The 16,944-nt window shown below is 42.0% G+C and carries 14 protein-coding genes and 1 other annotated feature; of the genes, 5 read left to right on the forward strand and 9 right to left on the reverse strand.

The genetic code is table 11. The annotated features are described in order from the left end of the window. Nucleotides 1–96: 96 nt before the first annotated feature. Nucleotides 97–1,056 carry a type I pantothenate kinase gene (coaA, locus tag AB1K80_RS12580; protein ID WP_412856967.1) on the reverse strand — a complete coding sequence of 320 codons (960 nt, stop codon included), beginning with the start codon at nucleotides 1,054–1,056 and terminating at the stop codon, nucleotides 97–99. A gap of 179 nt (nucleotides 1,057–1,235) precedes the next feature. Between coaA and AB1K80_RS12585 the strand changes: the two genes are divergently transcribed. Next, the gene (locus tag AB1K80_RS12585; protein ID WP_412856968.1) at nucleotides 1,236–2,564 is read left to right on the forward strand and encodes a CoA-disulfide reductase; all 1,329 of its coding nucleotides are present in this window, start codon (nucleotides 1,236–1,238) and stop codon (nucleotides 2,562–2,564) included. 84 nt (nucleotides 2,565–2,648) lie between these two features. On the opposite strand, the gene AB1K80_RS12590 is transcribed toward AB1K80_RS12585, so the two are convergent. Further along, entirely contained in the window at nucleotides 2,649–3,425 is a 777-nt protein-coding gene (locus AB1K80_RS12590) for an SDR family NAD(P)-dependent oxidoreductase (protein ID WP_412856969.1), read from the reverse strand. 13 nt (nucleotides 3,426–3,438) lie between these two features. Further along, entirely contained in the window at nucleotides 3,439–4,389 is a 951-nt protein-coding gene (locus tag AB1K80_RS12595; protein WP_412856970.1) for an MBL fold metallo-hydrolase, read from the reverse strand. Between the two features lie 154 nt (nucleotides 4,390–4,543). After that, nucleotides 4,544–4,755 (forward strand) — a binding site (T-box leader). A 41-nt stretch (nucleotides 4,756–4,796) separates the two neighbouring features. Between AB1K80_RS12595 and proC the strand changes: the two genes are divergently transcribed. Then, on the forward strand, nucleotides 4,797–5,624 hold the full coding sequence (gene proC, locus AB1K80_RS12600) for a pyrroline-5-carboxylate reductase (RefSeq protein ID WP_412856971.1): 828 nt from the start codon (nucleotides 4,797–4,799) through the stop codon (nucleotides 5,622–5,624). 66 nt (nucleotides 5,625–5,690) lie between these two features. Here proC and AB1K80_RS12605 read toward each other — a convergent pair whose 3' ends face one another. Together AB1K80_RS12605 and AB1K80_RS12610 are read right to left on the reverse strand one after the other, a co-directional pair. Further along, nucleotides 5,691–6,179 (reverse strand): DinB family protein, encoded by a 489-nt coding sequence (locus AB1K80_RS12605; RefSeq protein WP_412856972.1) that lies wholly within the window; start codon nucleotides 6,177–6,179, stop codon nucleotides 5,691–5,693. A 44-nt stretch (nucleotides 6,180–6,223) separates the two neighbouring features. Beyond that, a complete protein-coding gene (locus AB1K80_RS12610; RefSeq protein WP_412856973.1) occupies nucleotides 6,224–7,855 on the reverse strand; it encodes a M20/M25/M40 family metallo-hydrolase in 1,632 nt (543 codons plus the stop codon). Between the two features lie 142 nt (nucleotides 7,856–7,997). Here AB1K80_RS12610 and namA point away from each other — a divergent pair, with 142 nt between their 5' ends. Further along, nucleotides 7,998–9,014 carry an NADPH dehydrogenase NamA gene (gene namA, locus AB1K80_RS12615; RefSeq protein ID WP_412857041.1) on the forward strand — a complete coding sequence of 339 codons (1,017 nt, stop codon included), beginning with the start codon at nucleotides 7,998–8,000 and terminating at the stop codon, nucleotides 9,012–9,014. 118 nt (nucleotides 9,015–9,132) lie between these two features. Beyond that, nucleotides 9,133–9,897, forward strand: a complete 765-nt coding sequence (locus tag AB1K80_RS12620) for an alpha/beta fold hydrolase (RefSeq protein ID WP_412856974.1) — start codon at nucleotides 9,133–9,135, stop codon at nucleotides 9,895–9,897. A gap of 43 nt (nucleotides 9,898–9,940) precedes the next feature. Here AB1K80_RS12620 and AB1K80_RS12625 read toward each other — a convergent pair whose 3' ends face one another. Together AB1K80_RS12625 and rnz are read right to left on the reverse strand one after the other, a co-directional pair. Continuing rightward, nucleotides 9,941–11,248, reverse strand: coding sequence for an aminotransferase class I/II-fold pyridoxal phosphate-dependent enzyme (locus AB1K80_RS12625; RefSeq protein ID WP_412856975.1), 1,308 nt, complete (start codon nucleotides 11,246–11,248; stop codon nucleotides 9,941–9,943). 141 nt (nucleotides 11,249–11,389) lie between these two features. Then, entirely contained in the window at nucleotides 11,390–12,322 is a 933-nt protein-coding gene (rnz, locus tag AB1K80_RS12630) for a ribonuclease Z (RefSeq protein ID WP_412856977.1), read from the reverse strand. Nucleotides 12,323–12,515: 193 nt separating this feature from the next. Here rnz and zwf point away from each other — a divergent pair, with 193 nt between their 5' ends. After that, entirely contained in the window at nucleotides 12,516–13,991 is a 1,476-nt protein-coding gene (gene zwf / locus AB1K80_RS12635; protein WP_412856978.1) for a glucose-6-phosphate dehydrogenase, read from the forward strand. A 123-nt stretch (nucleotides 13,992–14,114) separates the two neighbouring features. Here zwf and gndA read toward each other — a convergent pair whose 3' ends face one another. Beyond that, nucleotides 14,115–15,524, reverse strand: a complete 1,410-nt coding sequence (gene gndA / locus AB1K80_RS12640) for an NADP-dependent phosphogluconate dehydrogenase (protein WP_412856979.1) — start codon at nucleotides 15,522–15,524, stop codon at nucleotides 14,115–14,117. A gap of 97 nt (nucleotides 15,525–15,621) precedes the next feature. Continuing rightward, nucleotides 15,622–16,878, reverse strand: coding sequence for a DNA polymerase IV (locus AB1K80_RS12645; protein ID WP_412856981.1), 1,257 nt, complete (start codon nucleotides 16,876–16,878; stop codon nucleotides 15,622–15,624). Nucleotides 16,879–16,944: the final 66 nt, after the last annotated feature.

A 16,944-nucleotide genomic window follows, 5' to 3' on the forward strand; every position in this document is an offset into this window, starting at 1 on the left:
CCCTCCTAATTAACACTTTGTTTAAGTGTATCACTAGAAGGGTGTTTTTTTATGTCCCATTTGACTAGGTTAGTCTACTTCAATGAGCGGCTTTTTTTATACACGGCGGATCGCGATCTCCTTCACCTTATGGTGATCCCCTTTTTTCAAAATCAAATCAGCTCTATATTTGGTTGGCAGTATGTTTTCATATAAATTAGGTCGATTCACTGTATTCCAAATCTTGCTGGCCATCTGATCTGCCTCTTCATCTGTTAAATCTTTGTATTGATGAAAGAAAGATTCAGGGTCTTGGAAAGCCGTTTCTCGAAGCAAGCGGAAGCGTTCTTTATACCAAGATTGAATTTGTGTTTCATCAGCATCCACATAGATAGAGAAATCAAAGAAATCTGAAACAAATACGCGCGGTTCACCTTTCAAATCGTCTAGCGCCGGTGATTGAAGAACATTAATTCCTTCAATGATCACAATATCTGCATCCTCCACCGTTTCATAGATGCCTTCAAGCCGATCATAGGTTAGATGCGAATAAACCGGTGCCTGGACGTTCTCCTTCCCCGATTTCAATTCATTCAAAAAGGACAGCAATGCTTTAACATCATAGCTTTCCGGGAATCCCTTTCTTTCCATCAAGCCTCGGTCCTTTAGCTCTTTTTGTGGATACAAAAACCCATCCGTTGTGACAAGACTGACCTTTAATCCATCTCCAATCCTTGATAAGAGCGTCTCAATGATTCGTGCTGTCGTACTTTTTCCAACGGCCACACTTCCAGAAATCCCAATTAAAAAGGGAATTTTCGCGTGATGCGGGTAATTCAAAAAAGCATTGACATGTTGGTTTTTTTGTTTTTCCGCAAAAACATGTAATGTCAGAAAACGAATCAGTGGTATGTAAATATCTTGTACTTCTTCAAGTGATAAATAATCGTTTAATCCTTGAAGCGCCCTTGCTTCTTCTTCTGAAACTGATACGGGCATATATTCTCCAAGAGCAGCCCAAGCCTCTCTCGTATGGCGTGTATATAGCGTATTAAAATTCAGTCGCTCGTCACCCAATGTCTTTCCCACCAATCTTTACTAAAATCGTAACCTAAAAGACGATAATCCGATTGTAGCTTAAAATGAAGGCGCTGTCTTTATTTTTCATCTAACTTCTTTTGAAAAAAAGCATGAAAAAATGGAAGTGAGGGTAAATAAGAGTATTCAGTGTCATAAACAGAAGGGAGCACGCCAACATGAAATATGTGATCATTGGGGGCGATGCAGCCGGAATGAGCTGCGCCATGCAAATATATCGAGAGGACCCAGACGCGCATATTGTCGCTTTGGAAAAAGGGGATATTTTCTCATATGGTCAGTGTGGTCTCCCCTACTTCATAGGTGGCCTCATTGATCACCATGAGAAACTCATCGCACGCAGCGCTGAAACCTTTCGTGACAAATATGGGATTGATGCCAGATGCTCGCACGAGGTGACGTCGATTCACCCTGATCAAAAAACCGTGTCAGGGATCCATACAAAAACAAAAAAACCTTTTACGGAAACATATGAACGCTTATTAATTGCAACTGGGGCAAGCCCTGTTACGCTTGATGCCGATAGTCATTCTTTAGAAGGCGTACACGTATTAAAAACAATCCCCCATGCGCTGTCCATTGTAAGCCAATTAAAGAAGAACGTCTCACATATCACCATTATCGGTGGGGGTTATATCGGCTTAGAAATGGCCGAAAACTTAAAAGCATTAGGAAAAGACGTCCATATCGTCCAGCGCGGATCAACACTTGGTCCAGGATTTGACCGAGATATGGCAAAACACCTTGAAGAAGAAGCAACCGCTCAAGGGATTCACGTCGTATTCAATGAAACAGTGCAACATGTCGTAGGAGAAACGCATGTAACTGCTATGAAAACAGATAAACAAACGATAAAAACCGATCTAGTGATATTGGCCATCGGGGTCACACCGAATACATCATTTCTTGATGGGACAGAAATTCATCGCCTTGAAAATGGGGCAATTGCTGTCGATCAATACATGCAAACCAATGTAACAGACATTTATGCTGCGGGTGATTGTGCTGCTACTTATCACCGCTTGAAAAAAAGACTAGATTATATTCCACTTGGAACGACAGCCAATAAACAAGGAAGAATTGCAGGCTTTCACATGACTGGCACAGCTCGGCCTTTTCAAGGCGTTACCGGAACATCGATAATGAAATTGATGGACATGACAGCAGGACGCACAGGCTTATCCGAAAAAGAAGCAAAAGAAGAAGGCATCCCCTACTCGACAATCACAATTGAGAGTACTGACCACGCTGGATATTATCCAAATGCCCAGAAAATGAAAGTGAAACTACTTTATAGAAGCGACTGTCACACACTGCTCGGCGCGCAAATCATCGGTAAAAACGGTGTTGATAAACGAATTGATGTCATGGCAACCGCACTTTATCAAGAACTCACCATCACAGATCTCGAAGATCTAGATATCAGCTATGCTCCCCCATTTAATAGTGTATGGGACCCGCTCCAGCAAGCGGCTAGACGAATATAGAATCCTGCGGTTTGATGATATGCAAAAAGGTGTTATACACTCTGCAAACAAAAAGAAACCAGTTCATGACCGGTTTCTTTTTGTTTATTTTTTCATCATCGCTTTTCGTGCTACTTTTTCAAATAGAAACGGGAATAATTGATACAACTTACTGCCGGCATTCATCCAGCCAGGTAAGTTAATTTCTCTTTTCTTCGTCATCATGGCTGCTACGATCTTTCCGGCGACCTTGTCTGGATTCAGCATCATGAAATCAACATTTTTCACATATTCACCGCTGCGATCTGCGATCGTAAAGAAATCTGTCGCAATCGGTCCTGGATTCACTGTTGTCACATGAATGCCGCAGTCTACTAATTCCATTCTAAGGCTGTTTGAAAATCCGAGAACAGCATGCTTTGAAGCGGAGTAAATCGCTGATTTAGGGGTGGCAATCTTTCCTGCTTGAGACGCAATGTTGATAATATGTCCCTGTCCTCTTTGTTTCATATCTGGAATGACCTTTTTCGTGCAAGCGATTAAGCCAATGACGTTGACCTCGAACATTGACACCATTTCTTCAATAGACGCATCCTCTACAAGATCGAACACACCAAAACCGGCGTTGTTCACCAAAATGTCTACCGCACCAACTTCCTGATACGCCCGATCAATGTTCTCAAGCTGGCTGACATCGAGCTGAACGATGCGGCACTTCCCCCCATGATTGACGATCTTTTCTTTCACACGCTCAAGCTTTTCAATTCGTCTTGCAGAAATAATAATTTCTGCTCCTTGCGCTGATGCGAGGTAAGCCATCTTTTCACCGATTCCGCCAGATGCCCCCGTTATCCATATTCTCTTCCCTTTTAATCGCTCCATGTACTACAACTCCTTACATTGCTCGGTAATAAATGACACCATCTCTTTGTCGTTCTTCAATTTGACCCGCTGCTAAAAGAACATCGAGCTGTCCGACTGTTTCCGACAGTGTTAAAAATAATGCCTCTTCATATAGCACTGGAAATAAGGTGCGACAAAGATGAAACGCCGTCATCTCTTGTTGTTTGAGTAGCTGATAAATGGTATTCGCACGTTTCTCTTGTTTTTTAAATCTTTCTTCAATCAATTCTTGATGTTTTGTAATGAGCTGTCCGTGCCCTGGGTAGATGGTCTTGATCGGCAATGTCAACAATCGTGTCAGTGACGTTTTATATTGAAGCAGTGATTTTTGACGCTCTTGTCCTTCAGCAGGTGCTTCCATTAACGGGTTTGAAGAAATGGTCGTTAATAGCAAGTCACCACCAATGAAACGTCCCGTCCCTTCATCTAAGAAAGAAAGATGTGATTGTGCATGCCCAGGCGTCTCCATCACAAGGAAGTGTTCATGTCCACTAAGTCGATCTCCTTCTTTTAACACGCCGTCTATATGTGCGTGACAAGAATATGTATACGATTCCTTGACGATTCTTTCACATTCATGCCTATGAAGCGGGACACCTAATTGCTGCAGGAACCCATTCATATAGTCAATTTGGCGTTGCATAAACACAGGATCCTGACTAATATAAGGTTCGTTCAACGCATGGCCAAGCACACGAACATGAGGTTTCATCATATTTAAAAGACCCACATGATCTGCATGGTGATGGGTCAACACCACTTGATCAATATCATCAATGGATAAACGATGTTCTTTTAACTGTGTGACAAAGGCATGTTGTGCTTCATTAGTCATTGGCCCGCAATCTACTAACGTCAAGGCCTCTCCTTTTAATAGATAAGCATGGATATCCCCAACGGCAAACGGTGTGGGGATGGATAATTGAATGATTTCTTCTTTCACTTTGATATGTCATCTCCTGATTTTCGACTCATATGTCATCGCTCTTTATTCATTGTATCTTGCAATTGGAAGCCTGTCATGCGGTTTGGATCGTCAATTTTTATTTCTCCTCTTGACACACACTTGTCCATCGTTGCATAATGAACAACATATAAAATGCGCGATGACAAGGATGAGTAAGCAAAATAATGATGCAAGAGATTGAGGTCCACTGGCTGTAAGACTTCATCATCCCCTTATTTGCTGAACCTGCCCTTTGAGCTGTTAGGCAAACCTAAACGTTTCCCGCGTTAAGGGACTAGAGCTGAGTATGCCTATTTGCATGCTAATTGAGGGTGGTACCGCGAAAAACCTTTCGTCCTTTGCAGACGAGAGGCTTTTTTATTTTCTACAAGGAGGAGCAGCTTATGAGTAAAATTGGATTTATCGGTGCTGGATCGATGGCTGAGTCAATGATAAAAGGTTTATTAAAAAGTGGGATCATGTCAAACGAGGACATTATCGTAACAAATAAAACGAACGAAAAACGGTTAGAGGAATTAAACGAACGTTACGGGGTCAAAACCGATTTTTCTCGTTCCTTTATTTATCAGGAAGCAGATATCCTTGTGTTTGCTTTAAAACCAAAGGATGCGGAAAGCGGAATCACTGAGGTGCGTCCTCATCTAAATGGACAGCTCATCGTATCCATTTTGGCTGGGATTTCTATCGAGACGATTCAATATTATGCAGGAGACAAAACGGCGGTCGTTCGTGCCATGCCAAATACATCAGCAGCCATTCAGCAATCTGCCACAGGTCTTGCTGTCAGTCAGGAAGTCTCAGAAAAACAGAAGGCACAAGCGGTGGAGCTGTTTGAAACAATCGGTCATGTGACAGTGTTAGATGAATCACAGCTAAATGCTGTCACAGCTATCGCAGGTAGCGGACCAGCATTCATTTATCATTTTATTGAAGGTATGGAAAGAGGCGCGTCTGAGCTTGGGATGGATTCAGCAACTGCTAAATTACTCATATGTCAAATGATTGCAGGTGCGGCAAATATGCTGCAAGTGAGCGGAAAAGAACCTGCTGAACTACGAAAAGACATCACAAGTGAAGGTGGAACGACAGAAGCTGGACTAAAGACACTGGCTTCCTATCAATTCGAAGAAGCGGTTGTCGATTGTGTAAAAACAGCGACAAAACGAGCAGTGGAATTAAACGACATGTTTTCAGCCAATACCTATAAGTAATCGGAAAAGCACCTGTTTTGATCCAGGTGCTTTTTTTTTGAATTCTTTCGATTCCTCATCAGAGACTCAAGTACTCGTGGCATTTTTAGACAGGATGGTTTTGATTTGGGACAAATGATGTTGTTCATGTAAAGCAATTGTTTCAGCCAACATTTGAACCGTCATGATCCCCTCTTCCGGATGCATACCAGATTGATCCCATATCCCCTGTTCTAATAATTGAAGTGTGTCACTTCTTCTTTCTTTGAAGCGATTGATGAGCGCTTTTAACTCCTCCATCGTATACAATTCATAAGCTCTTTCCTTCACATACATTTCAGGGTCATACGATTGAAAAACGGTATCATCTCTTAATATCACCTGCTCAATCCTTTTTGACCAGACTTCTTCCGTATCATACAAATGTCCGATGATTTGTTGAATGGACCACTTGCTTTCTCCCATCGCTTGTTTGAATGAATCGACATCACATGTCAGCACCAGCTCTTCAAGCTCTCTGATACTCTGTTTAAGCGATTGAATGATGTCTGTCTTTGTTAATTGCCCCGTTTCCATGATAAATTGAAGTCTCCCTTCAGATTCTATTTTGGCGCACCCCTCTATGATCCTTTGGCTTTCTCACTTTTCTCTAGTAAGGAATGGATCGTTGACTCCAACAATTCTGGCAAAATACCAAATGTGAATGGCATATGTACCCGTTCTGTCCACTTGTGTGGGTCTTTTCCTAACGGTCCCACGTTAATGACCGGTACATATAGTAACTCCTTTTCTCCATGTGGTAATGCATATCCTTTTTTGTAGAGTGGCATATTGGTGGTATAATCGTCGATCTGTTGTTTTTCTAGTTGCAGATAACTTAAATCTGATAGTCCGGGGAAATATCTCACTTCTTCTATTTCCAGTCCATAGACCTCCTTTGCCTCCTTTTGAATCTTTTGCAAGGTCTTCTGGATATGCGGATCATCTGTTGAGGACACTGAAGGATAAAATGGCGGGCTATAAAACAGGACGATGAGTGGACCATCTTCTTTACAAAGGGTCGTCAGCTCTGAGACGATTTTCGTTGAAACATCACGATCTCCTAGCCCACCTCGATTGGCATAAGTAGCTTGGATCATTTGTTCGACCTCCTGCGCGCCTGATCGTTCCATGGCTTTTTGATACAGTTCACGATACGTGAGAACCGTGATATGTGTATCAATGGGTGTAAAATGGGTAAAGCGCTGAAATGCAGTTGTTTTCTGTCTAAGATCGTCCTCCATTTGAACGGCTGCTTGTTTTGCTGTTTCATAGAGCAGTCCATGAAGCTGTTCACTTGAACGTTGCATCACAAGCACATTAAATAAAGACACGGCCATGTGTGGTGTTTGAACGGAATAGGCTTCCTTTAGGTCCTTTTGCATCAAATTCGTTGGAGGGGGTGTCATCTCACCATCTACCTCCTCACAAAAATCATGATTCATCTCTAATAAACGATTTAAAACGGATACCATGAAATTGGCATTGATTCCCGAAAACGGCTCTCCTACGTGCGTTTCAATCCCTTTACAAAAAAATCCTGCGAGCACCTTTCCTATACTACCTGTGTAAATATAATAATTCATATCACCAGGGTACTTTTCAAACATAGGCTCACTGTTTAAACAAGCCGTATACTCTAGCCCGTTCTCCTCCATAATTTCCTTTAGCTTTGGGACAGCCTCTAGCATGCCTTGTGAGTTGACTTCCTCATCTGGAACGGTGATAAGAAGAACATTCCCTTCAAACCTCCCATTCATCGCTCTTTCTAACATGGAGAGCTGCACGGTAAGTCCTGCCTTCATATCCATGGCTCCTCTCCCAAACAACCAATCGCCAGAAGCTAAGTCTTCTTTTACTCTTGTTGGCAGTAGATCACGTTTTCTTAGGAAAGCGGTCATCAATTCTTCAGGCTTACACGCCATCTGTTGACATTCACCGTAATCCTCTGTATCGACCACATCAACATGACTAAGCAGCAACACAGTTTGAGGCAGATCGCTGCGTTTCACAAGAGCCGTTACATAATGCCTGCCATCCTTCATCCGATGTAACCCTAATTCTTTAGGGTTTTGTTTAAAATAAGGACGTTCCCTCAACAACTCATACACATATTCCACTATTGCCATTTCACCCTTCGTACCAGAAATACTTTCATACTGTATGAGAGCTGTGAGCAGGTCTATTTGTTCACTCTCTGTCTGCCATTTCATCGCCTTTCCCCCTTTGATGTCTCTTCATCTCCATTATATAAAATTGGCTATCCTATCCATATTCTTTGAGCATCTTTTATGACGAAATGGATAAAGGGCTGTTATAATCGGCTATACAATTCAAGCAGGAGGCGAAGTTATGTTGGAAACAAAACTCTTTTCACCTTGGACATTAAAAGGTGTGACACTTAAAAATCGTATCGTGATGTCACCAATGTGTATGTATTCATCTTATGAGCGTGATGGAAAATTACAGCCTTTCCACTTTGCACATTATATTTCCCGCGCCCAAGGTCAAGCAGGTCTGATTATGGTCGAGGCAAGTGCGGTTTCACCTGAGGGAAGAATTAGTGATCAAGACCTCGGAATTTGGAGCGATGAACACATTGAAGGATTCGCTTCATTAAATGAACAAATCAAAGCATATGGAACAAAAACAGCTATCCAGTTAGCCCATGCGGGACGCAAAGCTGAACTAGATGGTGACATCCTTGCTCCATCCAGTATTCCATTTGATGAGAAGTCAAAAACACCTGTAGAGATGTCTGTCGATCAAATCAAAGACACCATTCAGGCGTTTCAAGATGCAGCAGTTCGAGCGAAAAAAGCCTGCTTTGACATTATAGAGATTCACGGTGCACATGGCTATTTGATCAACGAATTCCTGTCACCGCTTGCGAATCATCGAACAGATGAATATGGTGGTTCTCCAGAAAATCGTTATCGTTTCTTAAAGGAAATTGTTGATGCTGTTAATGAAGTATGGGATGGACCTTTATTTGTTCGTGTCTCTGCTTCTGACTACACAACAAAAGGACTTGATATCGCTGATTATATCGGCATCGCTACTTGGTTAAAAGAACAAGGTGTCGATCTCATTGATGTCAGCTCAGGCGCTGTCGTTCAAGCGCACATTCATACGTTCCCTGGATACCAAGTGAGCTTTGCAGAGAAAATCAAAGATGGCGCCGGCATTCAAACAGGCGCTGTCGGTCTGATCACATCGGGTATTCAGGCAGAAGAGATTTTACAAAATGGTCGCGCAGATTTAATCTTCATCGGCAGAGAATTTTTGCGAAATCCTTATTTCCCGAAAACAGCCGCAAAGGAGCTTCGTACATCGATTGAAGGTCCGCGTCAATATGATCGTGCTTGGTAAAACATGATCAAAAAAGGTGTCTATTTTTTGAAATAGGCATCTTTTTTGTTTAATGAAGAAACATTTCCGCATTTGTAGCCGTCTTTTAGCTAAAGAAACACTTTGAGGAGATGAAAGCATGAATTCGGCAATCATTGAAAGAACTTATCATATAAATGGCCATCATTTTGATACAAAGCATCGGCAAGCAAGACGGCAAGCGACGATTATCTTTGAAGCAGGATACGGGGTTTCTGGAGATACATGGACGTCGATAGCCCGTGATATAGATCCAGAGCTTGGGGTTTTCTTATATGACCGGTTAGGGACTGGAAACAGCAGTAAAAGACCTGCAGGAAGAACCCTCCATGACCTAGCAGATGATTTAGACGCGTTATTACACAAAGCAAATATAAAGCCGCCGTATCTCATTGTGGCTCACTCATTCGGTTCTCTTGTCAGCCGATTATGGGCAAATCGTAGAAAAAAAGATGTCATTGGCATGGTTCTCCTAGATCCAGCGAGTGAATACCAAGAGGACGTCATTCTGCCCTTATTATCAAAAGAAGAGCATGCCACTTACATGGAACAATTCACAGGAGAATGTACGCATCGGGACTTTCAACAAATGCTAAGCACGGTCAAGCATGTGCAAACGCATTATGGGATGATGCCGCTCCTAGTGCTCTCCTCAGGGAAAAGTCGCTTGTTCCATCCAGCACATGAAGCTTGGCTCATGCTTCATAAAAGAATGCTGTCACTGTCATCACAAAGTGGGTGGATTCAAGCGCAGAACAGTTCTCACTATATTCATCATGACGAACCGCATATTGTGCAGCTCGCCATCTATGATGTATGGTGTGCAGCAAAACAGCCTGTTTCCTACTACCAAGCCGCTAATTAAAGACAAAAACTCCTTGACGTATACGAGTCAAGGAGTTTTTGATTTATGCCATTGTGGTCGATTGATTTTTTTCGGCAAGAAGCTTTTCAATGCTGACAAGCTGAACACATAACGTAAAGATGTCAATCGCTTGCTCAAGTTCCTCAAGTGATGGGAACGTTGGAGCAATACGGATATTACGATCCAGTGGGTCTTTTCCATATGGATATGTTGCCCCTGCTCCTGTTAATGTCACGCCCGCGTCTTTTGCCTTTTTGACAACGGCTTTGGCACAGTGATCCAGTGTATTTAAACTGATGAAATATCCACCATTTGGCTTGTGCCACTCAGCGATTTCTTTTCCTCCAAGTTTTTCATCAAGGATGGACAGAACGAGGTCAAACTTCGGTTTAATGATCTCTGCATGTTTTTTCATATGTTTTTTCAAGCCTTCTACATCTTTGAAGAAGCGAAGGTGTCTTAATTGATTGATTTTATCTGGTCCGATTGTTTGCACAGACAATTGCTTTTCAGTCAAGCGCACATTCTCATGACTTGACGCCATCAGTGCAACACCTGAACCAGGGAATGTGATTTTAGAAGTGGAGGCAAACATGAACACACGGTTTGGATGTCCTGCTTCCTCTACTGCTTGGAAGATATCTTTTAACGTATCTGGTGTATCTGTTAAATGATGAACAGCATATGCATCATCCCAGAAAATACGGAAGTCCTCTGCTTTTGTTTTCATCGAAGCAAGACGATCGACTACTTGATCAGAATACGTAATACCATCTGGGTTGCTGTATTTAGGTACACACCAAATTCCTTTAATGGCTTCGTCTTCTGCAACCAATTTTTCCACCTGATCCATATCAGGTCCATCGGCTTTCATATCAACCGTAATCATCTCTATGTTAAATAGCTCACAAATGGCAAAATGACGATCATACCCTGGACTTGGTGCAAGGAATTTAACCTTTGGCAACTCGCCCCAAGGTGTTTGACTGCCATATACGCCATGAGCCATGGCACGTGCAATCGTATCATGCATCAGATTTAAACTAGAATTCCCACCGATGATGATTTGTTCTGGTTTTAGATGCAACACATCCGCAAAGAATTTCTTCGTTTCAGGAAGGCCCGTCAAACCGCCATAGTTACGTACATCTGTACCATCCTCTGCTGTCATCACATCTTTTGATGTCACAACATCCAGCATCCCCATTGACAAATCGAGTTGTGTTGGCGAAGGCTTACCTCTAGACATGTCTAAATGTAAGTTTTTACTTTTGTACGTTTCGTATTCATTTTGTAGAGTGGAATATAGCTCATTCAATTCTGCTTCACTTAACGCTGTAAAACTGCTCATTTTTGATTGTGCCTCCCGTTTCCTTCGTAATTTGATTCGTCATTTGTTTTTTCTACACCATTTTACCACTACCTGAAAAAGTGCGTCATCATAAAAATCAAAAAAATCGCACAACTATTTTTGACGTTTCATCCGATTTTTTTATAGAGACCTGCGGTGAATGATAAAAGAAGAGAAATCATGTGCAGCTTCTGTCTGCGGAAAAATATCGCGGGCTTCTTTCAATAATTGATTGAGTGCCTCGTTCCCTTGGTACCTTGCACTAATATGGGTCAAAATGAGGCTTTTTGCGCCTGCTTCCTGCGCTGTTTTTGCTGCTTGCTCTGTCGTACTGTGATAATAATTGTAGGCTAGTTCTGCATCTTCTCGACCGAATGTGGCTTCATGTACAAGCACATCCGCGTTCTTCGCTAGCTTTGTTATATTCTCGCACAAACGAGTATCTCCTGAAAATGCAACAATCCTCCCCTTTTTAGGGGGTTCTAAATAATCGGTTCCATCAATGATTCTTCCATCTTCTAGGGTCACGGTTTCCCCATTCTTTAGTTTCTGATATAAAGGTCCAGGTTTTACACCGATTTCTTTTAATTCAGTCGCTTTTAACGCACCCGGTACATCTTTTTCAACGACGCGATAACCGTATGCAGGAATGCCGTGAGACACACGTTTCGCTTCTACTTGAAACGAATCATCCTCAAACACGATCCCTTCGTCAATTTCTATAATATGCAATGGATATGTCAAATGCGTTTGTGTAGCAGACAGAGTGGCATCGACAAAGGCTTTGATTCCGCTCGGTCCATAGATCGTGAGCTCATCTTCTCCACCTTGAAAGGATCTGCTGCCAAGTAAACCTGGCAATCCGTATACATGATCTCCGTGCATATGTGTGATGAATATTTTCTCGATCTTTCTTGGTTTAATGGTTGTATGTAATATTTGATGCTGCGTCGCTTCCCCGCAATCAAAAAGCCACACTGCTTTTCTCTCTTCTAAAAGCTTGAGGGCGATGCATGTGACATTTCTTTGTTTGGCAGGAATGCCTGCGCCTGTTCCTAAAAAAAGCAATTCCATGACTTTACCTCCTTACAGCCGGTATACAATCTCTCTATTCATATAGAATACATGAAGACAGGATAAAAGTGAATTCAGTTAAAAAGTCGAATCAAATGTTTGCTTTACGTACAATGAACCTTTAAAATAAAGAAAATGTACATACATTCTCAGTTTTTACTACAAATGCTATGAATAAAGTGAGGTACTTCTCGTGAATACACAAACTAACCAACCAAAAGCAGTAATTGTCATTTTCGGCGCAACAGGAGATCTTGCTAAGCGCAAGCTCTATCCTTCTATACATAGACTGTATCATAGCGGCAAGCTTGGAGATCAATTCGCCGTTGTCGGTGTCGGGCGTCGCCCGTGGTCTCACGAGGATCTCAGAGCTGTGGTGAAAGAAGCAGTCTCTCATGATGATGCAGAAGCGAAAGCAGAAGAATTCATTTCTCATTTCTACTATCATGATTTTGACGTATCAAGCCCTGCATCATACCAAGAGCTCAACACCCTTCTGACAGGACTTGAGGATACATACAGTATCCCAAATAACCGTATGTTCTATTTAGCGATGGCTCCGGAATTCTTCGGTACGATTGCGAAGTTCTTAAAGAGCGAAGGGGTTTCAGAGACTACTGGCTGGTCAAGACTTGTAATTGAAAAACCATTTGGTCATGACTTACCTAGTGCAAAAACGTTAAATGAAGAAATTCGTGATGCGTTTACAGAAGATCAAATTTACCGTATTGACCATTATCTTGGCAAACAAATGGTTCAAAATATTGAAGTGATTCGATTTGCAAATGCCATCTTTGAACCACTTTGGACAAACCGTTATATTTCAAACATCCAGATTACATCTAGCGAATCTCTTGGCGTAGAAGACCGTGCTCGATATTATGAGAACTCTGGTGCGCTAAGAGACATGGTCCAAAACCATATGCTTCAGATGGTCGCACTTTTAGCCATGGAGCCACCAATCAAGCTGAACACAGAGGAAATCCGTAGCGAAAAACGGAAAGTATTGCGTGCCCTTCGTCCATTCTCTAAAGATGAAGTGGATCAATTCTTCGTACGTGGTCAATATGATACTGGGTCCATTGATGGCAACATGGTGCCTTCCTATCTTAAAGAGCAAAATGTGGATCCAAACTCAAATACTGAAACATTTGTCGCAGGAAAACTATTGATTGATAACTTCAGATGGGCTGGCGTGCCATTTTACATTCGTACAGGAAAACGATTAGAAAAGAAATCTACTCAAATCGTCGTACAATTTAAAGACATTCCGATGAACCTGTACTATGGAAACGGTAATTCCATGCATCCAAACTTACTGGTCATTCATATTCAGCCAGATGAAGGAATTACGCTTCACTTAAACGCTCGAAAACTAGACGGTGGAACGTATGCCGAGCCTATTAAGCTCGACTATCAAACGAACCATAATGACATCATGAATACACCAGAAGCTTACGAAAAGCTGATTCATGACTGTCTATTAGGTGATGCAACCAACTTTGCACACTGGGATGAAGTGGCACTCTCTTGGAACTTTGTTGATCCAATTTCCGAGAAGTGGGCTGAAAACAAAACATTAAAACCAAACTACCCTGCTGGTTCCATGGGACCAAAAGAAGCAGATCAGCTTCTAGAAAAAGATGGGTATCATTGGTGGAATATCTAATGAACATGAAAAAGAGCAGTCCCTTCGAGGAGCTGCTCTTTTTTTAAACGCTTGAACAGAAAGGCCAATACGAAACAAACGCAAAAAACCTTACCGTTTGGTAAGGTTTTTCGTGTTTTATTTTTATTTCATCCATTCTGTATGGAATACGCCCTCTTTATCAGTACGTTCATACGTATGTGCACCGAAATAGTCACGCTGCGCTTGGATTAAGTTCGCAGGAAGGACAGCTGTACGATAACTATCAAAGTAAGCAAGTGCACTTGAGAATGAAGGAACAGGAACCCCTTGTTCAACCGCAAGTGAAATGACTTTACGTAGTGATGATTGATAGCTTTCAACGATATTCTTAAAGTAAGGGTCAAGCAATAAGTTCTTCAATTCTGGGTTGCGGTCATACGCTTCTTTGATCTGTTGTAAGAATGCCGCACGAATGATACATCCACCGCGGAAGATCATGGCAATTTCACCGTATTTCAGATCCCAGTTATATTCATCAGAAGCTGCTTTCATTTGTGCAAAACCTTGTGCATATGAGCAAATTTTACTCATGAATAATGCTTTGCGTACAGCTTCGATAAGTGCTTCCTTATCTTCAGTTGATTGTGCCGGATTTGGACCTTGAATCAATTTGCTAGCTTCCACACGCTCGTCTTTCATGGCGGAAATGAAGCGGGCGAAAACAGACTCTGTAATGATTGGAAGTGGTACACCAAGATCAAGTGAGCTTTGGCTTGTCCATTTTCCTGTCCCTTTTTGTCCAGCTTTATCTAAAATCACATCAACCAATGGCTGGTTTGTTTCCTCATCTATTTTTGTGAAGATATCTGCTGTAATTTCAATGAGATAGCTGTCAAGCTCGCCTTTATTCCACTCTGAGAAGACTTCATGAAGCTCTTGTGCCGATAGACCAGCGATATGCTTCAAGATAAAGTATGATTCAGAGATCAGCTGCATGTCTCCGTATTCAATTCCATTATGGACCATTTTCACATAGTGTCCTGCTCCATCTGGACCGATATACGTCGTACAAGCTTCACCATCGACTTTAGCGGAGATCGCTTCTAGGATTGGCTTTACAAGCTCATGCGCTTCTTTCTGACCACCAGGCATGATAGATGGGCCTTTAAGTGCGCCTTCTTCACCGCCAGATACACCCGTACCAATGAAGTGAATACCACTTTCTGCAAGCTCTTGATTACGTCTTTGTGTATCCTTGTAATATGTATTTCCACCATCAATTAAGATGTCACCTTTTTCTAAGTGAGGAAGTAATGATTGGATGGTTGCATCAGTTGCTGCACCAGCCTTGACCATCAACAAGATTTTACGTGGTGCTTCAAGCGACTGAACAAATTCTTCAATGCTGTAAGTTCCAACCACGTTTTTCCCTTTTGATTCTTGAAGAAACTCTTCCGTTTTGCTGCTAGATCTGTTATAAACGGACACGGAGAAACCGCGACTTTCAATATTCAGGGCAAGGTTTTTTCCCATAACGGCTAATCCAACGACACCGATTTGTTGTTTTGACATATTCTGACGTCCCTTCTAACACACTATATTCATTACTGCTAAAATGATGTACTCTTTGAAATTACCACAACATCACCTCAATTATCAAGTTTTCAGGCTAGTCATTTCCTCTTTCGTCCTGAAAAAAATCTTTATTGAAGCTCGTACCACTTGTTTTGCTCTCTTTTTCCTTCATTGTCACCCCTCTTTGAACCAATGATTTTCCATATTTCTCTTTCAATCCATCTAAAATTGTTTGGAGAGGTTCCTCTTTCGCATCTTCTGTATATGAAAATAAATCTAGCTGTTTGACGGCGGCTGTTCGTTCGACTAGATCTGTGCCTGTAATGCCGAGAAGCCTCACAGGCTGATCATCCCAATGCTTGAGAAAAAGCTCCTTTGCTGCCTGAAAGATCTCTTCTTGTCGATCGGTTGGATTTTGTAGTGTCATGCTTCGCGTGATATTCTTCCAGTTTGCATACCGAATCATCATCAACAACCGTTGCGCCATGACTTCTTTTCGTCTAAGCCTTGCACTGACTGAATGCGAGAGCTTATCTAACAATGCGATCAATTCATCTGTATCGTCTGAATCATGAGGGAGTGTGGATGAATTGCCAACTGATTTAAATTCATATATCCTCTCTGGATCCACAATGCCATCATGCTCTCCGTTTGCTTTTTGTTTTAATCTCGGGCCATTGATGCCTAATAATTCTTTTAATGCATATTCATTCGCTTTCGCTAAATCTTCAATCGTGTGAATACCAATGGTCTTCAATTTATCAGCGGTTTTTTGACCAACGCCATGCATATCACCTGCCGGAAGCGGCCAAAGCATTTGCGGGACATCCCGTTTTCGTAAGATCGTAATCCCCATTGGCTTTTTCCAATTAGACGCCATTTTTGCTAGAAATTTATTTGGTGCGATTCCAATACTCGATGGAAGCATGAGCTCTTCTACAAGTCTAGATTGGATATCATGTGCCGTTTTGACAGCATGCTGTGCGTAGGCTGTATCCGTTAAATCAATATAGCCTTCATCGATGGATACCGGTTCGACCAATTCGCTATATTCTCTTAAAATGGTAAACATTTCTCGTGAGGAGTTTCGATATCGGTCAAAGTTTGGTGTTCGCACAATCAAGTTAGGGCAAAGCCGTCTCGCTTCCCAGAGTGGCATGGGCGGCTTGACACCTAGCGCCCTCGCCTCGTAACTACATGTCACCACAATCCCTTTACGTTCTTTCGCATTTCCGCTAATGGCCAACGGTTTTCCTCTCAAAGAAGGATCATATGCCATTTCAACCGATGCGTAAAAACTATTCATATCAATATGAAAAATAATGCGTCCCTTCCTTTGAGAATCAGCCATTTGCTTCCCTCCTTCATCCATGTCATCTTGACAATAGTACGTCTGTTGACCTATTTGTTCCAATAG

This window comes from Bacillus sp. 179-C3.3 HS (assembly GCF_047229225.1).
Classification (GTDB): domain Bacteria; phylum Bacillota; class Bacilli; order Bacillales; family Bacillaceae; genus Bacillus.